Origin of the sequence: Pilibacter termitis, from assembly GCF_900167335.1 — a bacterium.
Lineage (GTDB): Bacteria > Bacillota > Bacilli > Lactobacillales > Streptococcaceae > Pilibacter > Pilibacter termitis.
Genome location: NZ_FUXI01000001.1, coordinates 137,293 through 150,610, shown reverse-complemented (window position 1 = coordinate 150,610; position 13,318 = coordinate 137,293). Strand labels below are relative to the sequence as shown.

Below are 13,318 nucleotides of genomic sequence, written 5' to 3'. Positions count from 1 at the left end.
GGGCGTTTTGAATTATAAAGATTGTCAAGTCATTTCAATCAACATCGCCAGACTTCAACACTTTGTACTCACAAAAGAAAAAATTTTAGAGGAATGGAAAAAATATGACCGTTAAAAATAGCGACAGGTTTCTGTCTAGTTTTAATCGAATCAATAAATGGTTGCTTGAAAAAAGCGACAATCCAATCAATATTCCGTTTGTTTCATTGGTTGGGCATATGAAAAAACGGCGAGATTTACGTTTGGCACCATTCGCCAATGATCTCATTCAATTTGCTCAGTTGAGAAATGCGATTGTGCATGACCAAACAAACGAGGCGTTCGTCATTGCTGAGCCGAACGATTGGGCAGTTGAACGAATTGAAGCGATTGAGCATGAATTACTGCATCCTGAGCGGGTATTACCGAGATTTCGCAAGAAAATTACGCTCATCAATGCTGAAATTCCGATTTCCGAATTATTGGAAATTGTTGCCAAGAAAAAATTTACTCTTTATCCAGTCGTCAAAAATCAAGAATTTCAAGGGCTTTTGACGTTGAAAATGATTGGTTTTTGGGTAGCAGAGCGTATTAGTGCGGGAGAAAGTGATTTTTCGCACTACCAAGTAGCAGATTTGCTCGCACGTCCTGAAAAAAGAGCAAAATTTTCCTTCGTTCCAAGCAATTTCCCAACGGATTTTTGTATTGAGCGATTTCAAAATGAGCCAAATTTAGAGGCGATTTTGATTACCAAGCATGGTGAACGGAATGAAGAAATTTTAGGGATTATTCGTCCAAATGATTTATTTAAAAAAGCCAAGAATAGCTCAAAAACTTCTGTTTAATAGCGGTTTTTTTTGACAAAGGAGACATTATGATAGCAGTTTATTTATTGACAAGTGTGGCACTAATTGCTTTGGATCAATTGGTGAAATATTTGATTGTCAAAAATTTTTCTTACGGTGAGGAAAAAACATTGATTGACGGTGTTTTTTCATTGACTTATGCGAAAAATGACGGTGCAGCATGGAGCATTATGCAAGGGCAAATGTGGTTTTTCTATATTGTGACACTCGTTGTGATGATCGTTGCCATTTTCTTTTTAGTGAAAAATGTAAAGAAGAGCAAATTGTTAAGTATCGCACTTACACTCGTGATTGCAGGTGGTTTCGGGAATTTGATTGACCGTGTAAAACAAGGATATGTGGTAGATATGCTACAAACAGATTTTATTGATTTTCCAATTTTCAATATAGCAGATTCATTTTTGGTAATTGGTGTAGGGATTATTTTTATCTATGTACTTTTAGAGGAAAAAAAGGAAGCTAAAAAATGAAAAAATTAACATTTCAAGTAAAGAACCAAAAAGGAAGAATTGACAAGGTGATTGCTGAAAATTTCACAGACTATTCACGTTCACAAGTGCAACATTGGTTGAAAGAAGAACTTGTTACGGCGAATGGAAAAATTGTCAAAGCAAACTATAAAGTGGCAAATATGGATGAAATCGAAATTACTTTGCCAACTCCTGAAGTGCTAGATATTCAGGCAGAAAATATTCCGCTAGAAATTGTTTACGAGGATGAGGATGTGGCAGTGATCAATAAGCCACAAGGCATGGTCGTACACCCTGCGACTAGCCACACAAGCGGCACGCTAGTTAATGCGTTGATGTATCATATCAAGGATTTATCTACAATTAATGATGTGGTGCGTCCCGGAATTGTGCATCGAATTGACAAAGACACAAGTGGACTTTTGATGATTGCCAAAAATGATAAGGCACATGAATCACTTGCTGAACAGCTGAAAAATCATACGTCAGAAAGGAAATACATTGCACTTGTCCACGGTGTGATACCGCACGAAAAAGGAACGATTGAGGCTCCGATTGCTCGGCATAAAACGGACAGAAAAAAACAAGCGGTCATAGAAGGTGGAAAGCCTGCGATTACACATTTTACTGTCTTAGAAAGATTTGGCGAATATACGCTTGTCGAATTAAAACTTGAAACAGGTAGAACGCACCAAATTCGTGTGCATATGAATTATATCGGTCATGCCGTTGCAGGAGATCCAATTTATGCTCCGAGAAAAACACTCAAAGGGCATGGGCAATTTCTCCATGCGAAAATTCTAGGTTTTACGCATCCAACGACAGGAGAGAGAATGACGTTTGAAGTGGACGAGCCACAAATTTTCAAAGAAACGTTGGAGAGTTTACGGAAAATGCAATGAATGATACAATGAAGAAGAAAAAAATGAAGTGAAAAGCTTCAAGAATTTGGAAAGGAAGACAATCATGTCAAAAATTTTTGTATTCGGACATCAAAACCCAGACACTGATGCAATCGCCTCATCAATGGCTTTTGCGTACTTGAAAGCAAAGGAAAATAACTTACCAACAGAGGCAGTAGCGTTAGGTGAAGTAAATGAAGAAACTGCATTTGCGTTGAATTACTTTGATTTAACCGCACCACGAGTGGTGAAACGTGCGAAAGATGAAGGTGTTGAAACGGTTATTTTAACAGACCACAATGAATTTCAGCAATCAATAGAAGATATTGAGGAATTGCGTATTCTTGGTGTAGTTGACCACCACCGTATTGCAAACTTCCAAACTGCAGAGCCACTTTTTTATCGTGCAGAACCAGTAGGAAGTGCCTCTTCAATTGTTTATCGTATGTTCAAAGAGACTGGTATTGCGTTGCCTAAAAATCTTGCGGGTATGTTGTTATCAGGTTTGATTTCTGATACGTTGCTACTCAAATCGCCAACGACACATCCAACAGATTTGCAAGTTGCTAAAGACCTTGCAGAGATTGCAGGTGTGGAACTTGAAAAATACGGTTTGGAAATGCTAAAAGCAGGAACCAATCTTTCAACAAAATCAGAAGAAGAATTGATTGACCTAGATGCAAAATCTTTCCCACTTGCTGATAAAACAGTACGTGTAGCTCAAGTAAACACGGTTGACATTGAGGAAGTAATGACAAGACAATCAGCACTTGAGAGTGCGATGACAAGTGCGAGTGCGGCAAATGGGTATGACGATTTTCTACTTGTTGTAACAGATATTGTCAATTCAAATTCTGAATTACTTCATGTTGGGCAAAATGGTTCTCTTGTTGAAAAAGCATTCAACACAACGCTTGCAAACAATCGTGCTTTTCTTGAGGGCGTAGTGTCACGTAAAAAACAAGTCGTTCCTCAATTGACAGAGGCGTTTGGGAAAGTGTAGGGGGGCTGAAAATTTCTAACATCTCCGTTTGATCTAAAAAACACTAGTTTTTCGTTGTTCAAGGAAAAACTAGTGTTTTTTTATCCCACTTCAAATAATCTTCAAAAAACCGTGTACTTTTTTATACAGTTTGTGTTACAATGGAAACATAAATGAGAATGATTATCAATATCAATGATTTTCAAAAGTACAAAGGAGAAGGCATGCTGACATTAGAAAGTGCGAAGGTCAATCAGACCTATATTGTGGAGGAATTGCACGCAGAGGGTGATTTAAAACGTCATTTGACCGATTTAGGTATGAAGAAAAAAGCGAAAGTGGCACTCATTGTCTTAAATCGAGACAGTGGCATTGTTTCTTTTTCACATTCGAGAGTGGCACTTGATCGTAGTATCTTGCGATTGATTTCCATAAGTGAAATAGAAGAAGATACGGAAAATTGGCAAGTGCTGAATGATTTGAAAGTAGGCGAAATGGGGCGAGTGATTGCTATTCATGGAACGGGGGCAATTAAGCGACGTTTAATGGACATGGGGATTACACGAGGAACGGAAATTTATATCCGTAAAACCGCTCCATTAGGCGACCCTATCGAAATTAATTTACGTGGATATGAGCTAACGCTTAGAAAAAGCGAGGCAGAGCTAGTTTTAGTAACACCACTGAACGAGGAGAAGGAACATGAAAAATAAAATAGAAATTGCTCTTGCCGGAAATCCAAATAGTGGAAAAACGAGTACGTTCAACCATTTGACAGGGAGTATGCAACACGTAGGAAATTGGCCCGGAGTAACCGTTGAGCGAAAAAGCGGGCAATATCGGAAAAATACACAAATTGAATTGCAAGACTTACCGGGAATTTATTCCATGTCGCCGTACACGCCCGAGGAAATTGTGGCACGGGATTATTTATTGTCCAATTCTGCCAATGCGATTATTGACATTGTGGATGCAACAAATTTGGAGCGAAACTTGTATTTGACGACACAGCTTATGGAAACAGGTATCCCTGTTGTGATAGGGTTAAATATGATGGATATTTTGGAAAAACAAAATCGTCCGTTAAATATTCAAAAATTGAGTTATGGTTTAGGTGTGCCAGTTGTACCGATGAGTGCTTTGAAAAAGAAAGGGTTGAACAAAGCGGTGAAAAAAGCTCTCTATATTGCTCAAGAGCATGGAGAAGTTCAATTCCCCACTTATGACAATCGACTAGAAGTCGCTCTAGCTGAAATTTTAGATGTTTTGGGCAATACCGTTCCTACACGTCAGGCACGTTGGTTTGCAATTAAACTTTTTGAGCGTGATGAAAAAGCTGAGGCAACGCTTGATTTGTCTGAAATGCAGAAAAAGGAAATTGAGGAAATCATTCAGATTACAGAAAAAGTCTTTGATGATGATGCAGAGGCGATTGTTGTCAATGAACGTTACAACTTTGTTACGCAATTAAGTGCCTTGTGTTTAGGTGAGCGAGATTCTATTTCTTTTACATTTTCTGACAAAATCGACCGAATTGTTACCAATCGTTTTCTTGCTCTACCGATTTTTGCAGGATTGATGTGGCTTGTGTATTCTATCTCTATTCAGTGGATTGGAGGGTTTGGTACGGATTTTCTAAATGAGCAGATTTTTGGCGATTGGGTGCCAAATATTGCCGAGAAAACACTGGAAAATTGGCAGGTTGCTGAGTGGCTGAAATCTTTAATTATTGACGGAATTATCGCGGGTTGTGGAGCAGTGCTTGGATTTTTACCACAAATTATTGTTTTATTTTTCTGTCTGGGAATTTTAGAAGACTGTGGTTACATGAGTAGAATTGCCTTTGTGATGGATAGAATTTTCCGCAGATTTGGTCTTTCTGGAAAAAGTTTTATCCCAATGCTTATTGCAACAGGTTGTGGCGTACCGGGCGTGATGGCAAGTCGGACGATTGAAAATGAAAAAGATCGCAGAATTACAGTGATGGTTACGACTTTCATGCCTTGTTCGGCAAAATTACCGATTATCGCCTTAATTGCAGGAGCATTTTTCCCGAAAGATAACTGGGTTGCCCCAAGTGCCTACATGGTAGGAATTGCAGCGATTATTTTAAGTGGAATTGCTTTGAAAAAAACAAAATTATTCTCAAGTGATGCTACGCCTTTCATCATGGAATTGCCAAGTTATCATTTGCCAATGATGAAAAACGTTGTGCGGTACGCATTTGAGCATGGAAAAGAATTTGTCAAACGAGCAGCAACGATTATTTTTGTGATGAACATTGTTATTTGGTTCACATCAAGTTTCTCATGGCAATTACACATGGTAGAAACAGAAGACTCTATTTTGGCAAGTTTAGGGCGAGTGCTTGCACCGATTTTCGCACCAATCGGCTGGGGAAATTGGAAAGGAACGGTCGCAACTTTGACAGGGCTTGTAGCAAAAGAAACAGTTGTTGGGACATTTGGTATTTTGTTCCACGCAGGAGAGTTAGCAAGCGAAGACGGAAAAGAAATTTGGGGGAATTTAACGCAAAGTTTTACCGCACTTTCTGCCTATTCATTCTTGTTATTTAACCTACTTTGTGCCCCGTGTTTTGCTGCAATCGGAGCAATCCACAAAGAAATGCACAATTTCAAATGGACAGTAATGGCAATTGCCTACCAATGTGGTTTAGCCTATGTGGTAAGTTTTCTTGCTTATCAAGTTGGTCTAGTAGTGATTGAAAAGCGAGCAATCAATATTTTGACGGTTCTGGCATTTTTGCTTGCAGCAGTCATTCTCTTTTTACTCGTAAGAAAACCAGCAAAAAAAGCAGAACTTCCAAGTATCAGCTCAAAAGATTTTGAAGAAATGGAGCGTGTGTAAAAAATGTCAACAATTTTATTATCTATCCTTATTTTCGGCACAGCAACTTTTATAGTAGTAAAAAAAATCCGTCGTGGCTTATTTTCTGGGTGTTCAGATTGCCAGTGTGATTGTGGGGCTAAGGGGAGTGAGGGAGGAACGTAAATAAATTTTAATTTCAATCAGTAAAAAAGCAAAACAAGATAGATGAGAAAAAGCTCTTAATGCGAGCTTTTTTTTAATTTGTAGAGAAAATAAAAGACCACTTTATTGAAAATTTTAAAGAAAATTGGAAAAGTAGTTAAGTAAAAAGGCATGGAATTAAGAATAACTTGGATTAGTCTATAAAGTAAATGACAAAAAAATCAACGAAAATTCTAGCAAATTCGTAAACTTTCTTTGATTTTTATCCCTCTTAAATCTCAATATTATCAAGAAAAACATTTCTAACAAATATTTAGGTACATATAACTATATTCTTTCTTTAAAATTCCACCAAAAACCTGTATAATAGCAGACGATACTTTATAATTTCGAGGAGAATTATGGCACAATTATTTTTTAGATACGGTGCAATGAATAGTGGTAAGACGATTGAGATTTTGAAAGTTGCACATAATTACGAAGAACAAGATAAACCTGTTTTGATTTTCACAAGCGGTTTAGATAATCGGGATAAAGTAGGCATGGTTTCAAGCAGAATTGGTATGAAACGTGAGGCGATTCCGATTTTTGAGGAGACAGATGTTTTTGAGATACTGAAAAATCAATCTCAAAAAATTTATTGTGTACTGGTTGATGAGGCACAATTTTTACGGAAACATCATGTGTATGATTTTGCTAGAATTGTAGATGAATTGGATATTCCAGTTATTGCATTTGGTTTGAAAAATGATTTTCGTAATGAAATGTTTGAGGGAACGAAACATTTGCTTTTGTTAGCAGATAAAATTGAAGAATTAAAAACAATTTGTTGGTTCTGCCCGAAAAAAGCAAGTATGAACTTGCGTTATGTCAATGGTAAACCTGTTTATGAGGGAGAGCAAGTGCAAATTGGAGGTAATGAGGCATATTATCCTGTTTGTCGCAAGCACTATAACCACCCTGAGTTGAGTGGTGATAAGAAAAGCGAAGAAGTGCGTTCTGAAGTCTGTGGCAGTGAGCCATGTCGTTCATTCACTTGAAACGAAGTTTCAAGCGACGTTGCGAACAGCCGCCAGACTTCAGCACTTCGTAGCCAGACAAAGAAAAGCGAAGAGGGGCGTTAAGGAGGTTGTCGCAGTTAGACAAGTTTGAGGAAACTGACAAAGAAAATCGGAAAACTATCAATTTTGGATAAGCGTGAGTTTTAAAAGGAATGTAAAAAAAATCAGAGTAAGGAGAATGTAAATGTACGACCAATTACAAGCAGTAGAAGACAGATATGAAGAATTAGGAGAATTACTAAGCGACCCAGAGGTGATTAGCGATACCAAGCGTTTTATGGCTCTTTCAAAAGAGGAGGCAAATATTCGTGAAACGGTGGATACTTATCGTAAGTACAAACAAGTGCTTGAAACCATTCGTGATTCTGAAGAATTGCTCGCTGAAAATCTTGACCCAGAGATGACAGAATTTGCCAAGGAAGAATTGAACAATGCCAAGGCTGAAAAGACAGAATTAGAAGAGAAAATGACGATTCTTTTATTGCCAAAAGACCCAAATGATGACAAAAATATTATTTTAGAAGTTCGTGGGGCAGCAGGTGGTGATGAAGCAGCACTTTTTGCAGGCGATTTGTTCAATATGTATCAAAAGTATTCCGAAGGACAAGGCTGGAAATTTGAAGTTTTAGAGGCGACTGTGACAGGAATTGGTGGTTATAAAGAAGCGATTGCCATGATTACAGGCGACAATGTCTACTCAAAACTCAAATATGAAAGTGGAGCACATCGTGTTCAGCGTGTGCCAAGCACAGAGTCGCAAGGACGTATTCATACGAGTACAGCAACGGTTGTCGTAATGCCAGAGGCAGAAGATGTGGAAATTGATATTGAAGAAAAAGATTTACGTGTCGATATTTACCATGCAAGCGGTGCAGGTGGTCAGCACGTCAATAAAACCGCATCAGCAGTACGTTTGACGCACTTACCAACAGGAATTGTCGTGGCGATGCAAGATGAACGTAGTCAGCTGAAAAATCGTGACAAGGCGATGAAAGTGTTAAAAGCACGTGTTTATGACCATTATGCGACGCAAGCACAGGATGAATATGATGCAAGCAGAAAATCTGCTGTCGGAACAGGTGACCGATCAGAACGTATTCGCACGTATAATTTCCCGCAAAATCGTGTGACCGATCATAGAATTGGGCTTACAATCCAAAAGCTAGATCAGATTTTAGCAGGAAAATTGGATGAAGTAATCGACTCTTTGATTATTTATGATCAAACGAAAAAGCTAGAAGAATTGAACAATGACAATATCTAAACTAACGATTTTACAAGCGATTCGTGAGAGTGAGCAACGGTTAGAACTTGCGGGAATTGAAAAAGAGAACGCACAATATGTTTTTCTAAAACGAAAAAAGTGGAATTTGACGGATTGGGTTGTGCATATGAATGAATTTATTGCAAGTGATGATTTAATGCAGTTAAAACGTGATGAAACCAAACTTTTAAAGCATATTCCGCCACAATATATTTTAGGAAAGGCAGATTTTTTAGATTTTGAATTTCAAGTGACGAGTGACACGCTGATACCACGAGTGGAAACAGAAGAGCTTGTTTTGCGTGCGATTGAGCTAGGTGACGACAATTTGCCGATGAATGTGGTAGATATCGGTACAGGAAGTGGTGCGATTGCGATTTCCCTTGCACTTTTGCGACCGCAGTGGAAAATGTGGGCAACGGACATCTCAATTGGTGCATTAAACGTAGCAAAAGAAAATGCTAAAACACTTGGAGCGAAGATTTTCTTTGATTTGGGTGATGTACTCACGCCTTTTATGGAGCAAACACGAGAGCTAGATGATTTTGAGCAATTCGATTTTATTATCAGCAATCCTCCTTATATTGCAAAATCAGAACTTGCCGATATGGACGAAAGTGTGAAGCAATATGAGCCTGAAAATGCTCTATTTGCAGAGGACGAGGGGCTTGCGATTTACAAAAGAATTGCCGAGCAAGCTCCGTTTGTTCTCAAACAAACAGGTCAAATTTTGCTAGAAATCGGCTTTCGCCAAGGAGAAGTAGTAAAAGAAATTTTTGAACGTGCGTTTCCTACAAGAAAGGTAGAAATATTGCAAGATATGGCAGGAAAAGACCGAATGATTCACGTGCATAAAATAGAGGATTTTAAGAAAGAAGAAGAAAATGGAAACGAAGAAACTAGCAAAGACTGAAATCAAAAAAGCTGCCGAGCTGTTAAAAAACGGTGAATTAGTCGCTTTTCCAACAGAAACAGTCTACGGTTTAGGTGCGATTGCAACCAATGAAACCGCAGTTAAAAATGTCTATCTCGCAAAAGGACGCCCAAGTGACAATCCGTTGATTATACACGTGACCGATTTAGAAATGGTTGCTCGCTATGCAAAAAACATTCCAAAAAACGCAGAAATTTTAGCGGAACATTTTTGGGCAGGACCACTTACCATTATTTTGCCACTAAAAGAGGGAATTTTGCCAAGTGTTGTAACTGGAGGACTGAATACAGCTGCTTTTCGTGTACCGAATAATCAAGATACACTTGCTCTAATCAAAGAGGTGGGCGAGGGAATTGTTGGTCCAAGTGCGAACACTTCGGGGAAACCTTCACCGACAAGTGCAGCACACGTTTTACACGATTTAAACGGAAAAATTTCAGCCGTGCTAGACGGTGGTGTAAGTGAAATTGGTGTTGAATCAACTGTTGTCGACCTTTCTATTCCAGATGTCGCGACCATTCTTCGTCCGGGTGCGATTACAGAAGAAATGCTCAACTCGCTCATTCCTCATGTGAAAATGGATGAACATTTCCTTTCAGAAAAGGAGAAACCGAAAGCTCCGGGCATGAAATATACTCATTATTCACCAAATGCCAAGGTGTATATCACAGAGGCAACTCCAGAAAGTTTTCTTGCAGCGATAAACTGGGCAAAGGCACAAGGGATGAGCATTGGACTTCTCGCTGATAAGGAAATTCTTGCACTTTTTCAAAATCAAGTCACTGCAACATTTGAACTGACCACTTTGCATAATATAAAACTCGCAACAAAGCGTTTATTCGAGGGATTGCGTGCGTTAGACGAACAAAATGTCGAGGTCATCTTCGCTGAGAGTTTCGAGGAAATCGGCTTGGGCGTTGCGTTTATGAATCGTTTGAAAAAAGCTGCAGGAGGGGAGGAGTTTGGTGGTGGAAGAGGGTAAGGCTTTAAAACTCACGTTTACCAAAATTGTTCGTTTTTGTAAACGTGAGTTTTTAGAGGTATTCTTTAGTATAAAGTTTCTATTTTTACAGTTTCAAAAAAACTTTTGACTTGTTCAATAGATAATTCTGGATACCAGTTTAGCACGTTTGCAGTTGAGTAACTAATTGCTTTTTTTAGTGAAAAAATAGGATCACCAGAAAGAGTGAGGTATTTTACGAACCCGCCTAAGAAAAAGTCTCCAGAGGCAATCGGGTTTTTCGCCTCGATTTTTTCAAGAGATAGATAATAGATTTTCTCTTTCAGCTTTGCAATTACTCCTTTAGCACCAAGTGTAACAATGAAATAAGGAATTTCAGTAATAACTTGACTTTGCAAAAATTTGGCATAATCATCTATTGATGAAAACTTGGCTTTAGGAAATAAATCTAAAATTTCTTCATCATTTATTTTGATAGCGTATGGTTTTCCCTCGTACGCTTGTTTTAATGCTTCCCCACTCGTATCGACAAAAAATTTTACCTTTTGATTTTTAAACTTTGTTTGAAATTGCAGAATATAGTCATGAGGCATTCCTTGCATGAGCGAACCAGAAAATACGACTGTATCTCCGTCCTGAATAGAATCCTCAAGACTTTTTGTAAAATGATCTAATAAATTTGATTGTAGTTTAAAGCTATTTTCATAAATTGGATAAACTTCGTGCTTTTCACTGTCTACTAAGATATTACAAACTCGTGTATTTTCCTCAATTTCAATAGCAGACAATTGGATTTTGCTTTTTTCTGCTAACTCTTTTAAATATTCACCATTTTTTCCCCCAATAATAGTGTGAACGACTAATTCAATAGTTGGTTCTTCAAAAGTCATGGCATAAGCAACATTAAAACTTTTCCCACCAGCAAATTCTCTTACCTCATAAGGTCTATTTGGTGTTGACTTTGCAAAATTTTGCAAAAGCAAAGTGCGATCAATGGCTGGATTTGGGCAAATAAGATGAATCATAATAAAACTCCTTTTCGTGTATAATTTTTTTTGAATAGAGACGTACTTCTATTCAAGACGAATTATACATGAATATAGAGAGTAAAACAATGTTTTAATTTGCATAAAACTCAAAAAGCAAAATGAAACAAACATAATGCAAAATAAAAATAAAAAAAAGCAAAAAAATGCTTGCGTTTTATTTGAGAGAGTGGTAAGATAGTTTTTGCAAAGGGTTGCATGGAAAAATAGCAGTTTTTAGAGATGTCTATTAGAAATTGCATGAAATCCTGCGTTCTGTTAAAAGAATTGCAACACAAAAATATGGAGGTGTTTAGAATGAATGCAACCGAAAGAAAAGAATTTATTCTTAATTATTTACATGACAATCATTCGCTAAAAATCAATAAACTCTCTGAACAGCTTGATGTAACGAGAGAGACGCTGAGAAAAGATATTTATGAACTAGAAGAAGAAGGTCATGTAAGAAAAACGCATGGTGGAGCTGTTTTAGCAAATAAAACAAAAGAAACCGCCTATGAAAAACGTCGAGAGGAATTTTCCGAAGAAAAAAGAATCATTGCCAAACAGGCGATCCAAATGATTGAGGAGGGAGATAGTGTTTATTTGGATTATGGCACAACGATTTATGCTTTAGCAGAGGAAATTCGTCAATTAAAAAATATCACAGTAGTAACCAACTCTATTCCAATTATCAGTTTACTCATTCAAAATGATGAGATTGATTTAATTGTTCCCGGTGGACAACTTCGTCGCAATGAAGGTTCATTGTATGGAGATTTGGCAAACAACAATCTGAAAGATATTTTTGTAACGATTGGTTTTTTCAGTTGCTCTGGTATCTCTGCAAATATTGGAATTACCAATCATCATTTAGGAGAAACTGCCAATTCTAAAACGATGATTGAACATTCCGAAACAAGCGTTATACTTGCAGATAATAGCAAATTTGGCAAATGTGCATTTAGTAGAATGGCTGAATTTACGGAAATTGATGCGATTGTAACGGATCGTCAACCTGCAAGAGTGGAGGAAAAAGAAATTTTATTGAATGATGTTACATTGTATTATCCGCCAACAATTTTTAAGGAGGGAAGTAATGATACCTAGGGATTTCATTTTTCATCAAGTAAATGTTCAAAATCGCAATGAGTTTTTTGAACACTTTAGTAATTTACTGGAGAAAAAAGGATTTGTCAAAACAGGTTTTGCATCAGCTTTAAAAATCAGAGAGTATGACTATCCGACTGGACTACCTGTTCCTCATGGTGTTGCGATTCCGCATACAGATGGGAATTTTGTTCAAAAAGATGCAATTATCGTTGCCACTTTTGAACATCCTATTTTATTTCATGAAATGGGGGGAGATGAGGAGGATACTGTCGAGGTGAGAGTCGCTTTTCTATTGGCAGTTCGTGATGGGAAAAAGCATTTGGAAGTCCTGCAAAAACTGATTTTGGCAGTCCAAAACACAGCATTTATCGAAGAAATGCTTGCGGCAGACAATCAAATAGAATTGGCAAACATTGTAGAAAAAGAAATAGGTCATTATGATGAGACTGTAAGTGCAAAAATGGAGGAATCGAAATGAAAAAAATTATCGTAGCTTGTGGCGGGGCGGTTGCAACTTCAACCGTTGCAGCGAATTTAATTCGAGATTTAGCGAAGAAAAATAAAATTGAAGCGGAGGTAGTGCAATATCGCATTAGCGAGCTTGAAAGCCAAAAAGATGGTGCGGACTTGATTGTAACGACTGGACGATTTAAAAAAGATATTGGAGTTCCAGTTTTGCAAGGAACAGCGTTTATTAGTGGTATAGGGGTAGAAGCACTAGAGCAAAAAATTTTAGACATAATCAAAGACTAGAAAAACGGAGGCGATTC

At 37.7% G+C, this 13,318-nt stretch carries 15 protein-coding genes; 14 read left to right on the top strand and 1 reads right to left on the bottom strand.

Translation table 11 applies throughout. The features are described 5' to 3' along the window. Positions 1-104: 104 nt before the first annotated feature. The 11 genes from B5D30_RS00735 (at position 105) to B5D30_RS00690 (ending at position 10,431) form a co-directional block, all read left to right on the top strand. Positions 105-824 (top strand): CBS domain-containing protein, encoded by a 720-nt coding sequence (locus B5D30_RS00735; protein WP_078806104.1) that lies wholly within the window; start codon positions 105-107, stop codon positions 822-824. Between the two features lie 29 nt (positions 825-853). Continuing rightward, the gene (gene lspA, locus B5D30_RS00730; RefSeq protein ID WP_078806103.1) at positions 854-1,315 is read left to right on the top strand and encodes a signal peptidase II; all 462 of its coding nucleotides are present in this window, start codon (positions 854-856) and stop codon (positions 1,313-1,315) included. Further along, a complete protein-coding gene (locus B5D30_RS00725; protein WP_078806102.1) occupies positions 1,312-2,217 on the top strand; it encodes an RluA family pseudouridine synthase in 906 nt (301 codons plus the stop codon). Before lspA ends, B5D30_RS00725 begins: the two co-directional genes overlap by 4 nt. 64 nt (positions 2,218-2,281) lie before the next feature. After that, positions 2,282-3,220 (top strand): manganese-dependent inorganic pyrophosphatase, encoded by a 939-nt coding sequence (locus tag B5D30_RS00720; RefSeq protein ID WP_078806101.1) that lies wholly within the window; start codon positions 2,282-2,284, stop codon positions 3,218-3,220. Between the two features lie 203 nt (positions 3,221-3,423). Next, entirely contained in the window at positions 3,424-3,912 is a 489-nt protein-coding gene (locus B5D30_RS00715; protein ID WP_078806132.1) for a FeoA family protein, read from the top strand. Next, positions 3,902-6,067 (top strand): ferrous iron transport protein B, encoded by a 2,166-nt coding sequence (gene feoB / locus B5D30_RS00710; RefSeq protein ID WP_078806100.1) that lies wholly within the window; start codon positions 3,902-3,904, stop codon positions 6,065-6,067. Before B5D30_RS00715 ends, feoB begins: the two co-directional genes overlap by 11 nt. Positions 6,068-6,591: 524 nt before the next feature. Then, entirely contained in the window at positions 6,592-7,230 is a 639-nt protein-coding gene (locus tag B5D30_RS00705; protein ID WP_078806099.1) for a thymidine kinase, read from the top strand. Beyond that, entirely contained in the window at positions 7,205-7,342 is a 138-nt protein-coding gene (locus B5D30_RS13350) for a hypothetical protein (protein WP_159443149.1), read from the top strand. The genes B5D30_RS00705 and B5D30_RS13350 overlap by 26 nt, the downstream gene beginning before the upstream one ends. A gap of 93 nt (positions 7,343-7,435) precedes the next feature. Next, entirely contained in the window at positions 7,436-8,515 is a 1,080-nt protein-coding gene (gene prfA / locus B5D30_RS00700; protein ID WP_078806098.1) for a peptide chain release factor 1, read from the top strand. Next, entirely contained in the window at positions 8,508-9,428 is a 921-nt protein-coding gene (prmC, locus tag B5D30_RS00695) for a peptide chain release factor N(5)-glutamine methyltransferase (protein WP_407675483.1), read from the top strand. Before prfA ends, prmC begins: the two co-directional genes overlap by 8 nt. After that, positions 9,400-10,431 carry an L-threonylcarbamoyladenylate synthase gene (locus B5D30_RS00690; protein WP_078806096.1) on the top strand — a complete coding sequence of 344 codons (1,032 nt, stop codon included), beginning with the start codon at positions 9,400-9,402 and terminating at the stop codon, positions 10,429-10,431. Before prmC ends, B5D30_RS00690 begins: the two co-directional genes overlap by 29 nt. Positions 10,432-10,496: 65 nt before the next feature. Here the strand turns inward: B5D30_RS00690 and B5D30_RS00685 are convergent, their stop codons facing one another. Then, positions 10,497-11,435, bottom strand: coding sequence for a 1-phosphofructokinase family hexose kinase (locus tag B5D30_RS00685; protein WP_078806095.1), 939 nt, complete (start codon positions 11,433-11,435; stop codon positions 10,497-10,499). A gap of 318 nt (positions 11,436-11,753) precedes the next feature. On the opposite strand from B5D30_RS00685, the gene B5D30_RS00680 reads away from it, so the two are divergent. Genes B5D30_RS00680 through gatB form a run of 3 tightly spaced genes read left to right on the top strand, consistent with a single transcriptional unit; the run spans position 11,754 to position 13,301 of the window. Then, entirely contained in the window at positions 11,754-12,545 is a 792-nt protein-coding gene (locus B5D30_RS00680) for a DeoR/GlpR family DNA-binding transcription regulator (RefSeq protein WP_078806094.1), read from the top strand. Then, positions 12,535-13,026 (top strand): PTS sugar transporter subunit IIA, encoded by a 492-nt coding sequence (locus B5D30_RS00675; protein WP_078806093.1) that lies wholly within the window; start codon positions 12,535-12,537, stop codon positions 13,024-13,026. Before B5D30_RS00680 ends, B5D30_RS00675 begins: the two co-directional genes overlap by 11 nt. Beyond that, the gene (gene gatB, locus B5D30_RS00670; protein WP_078806092.1) at positions 13,023-13,301 is read left to right on the top strand and encodes a PTS galactitol transporter subunit IIB; all 279 of its coding nucleotides are present in this window, start codon (positions 13,023-13,025) and stop codon (positions 13,299-13,301) included. Before B5D30_RS00675 ends, gatB begins: the two co-directional genes overlap by 4 nt. Positions 13,302-13,318: the final 17 nt, after the last annotated feature.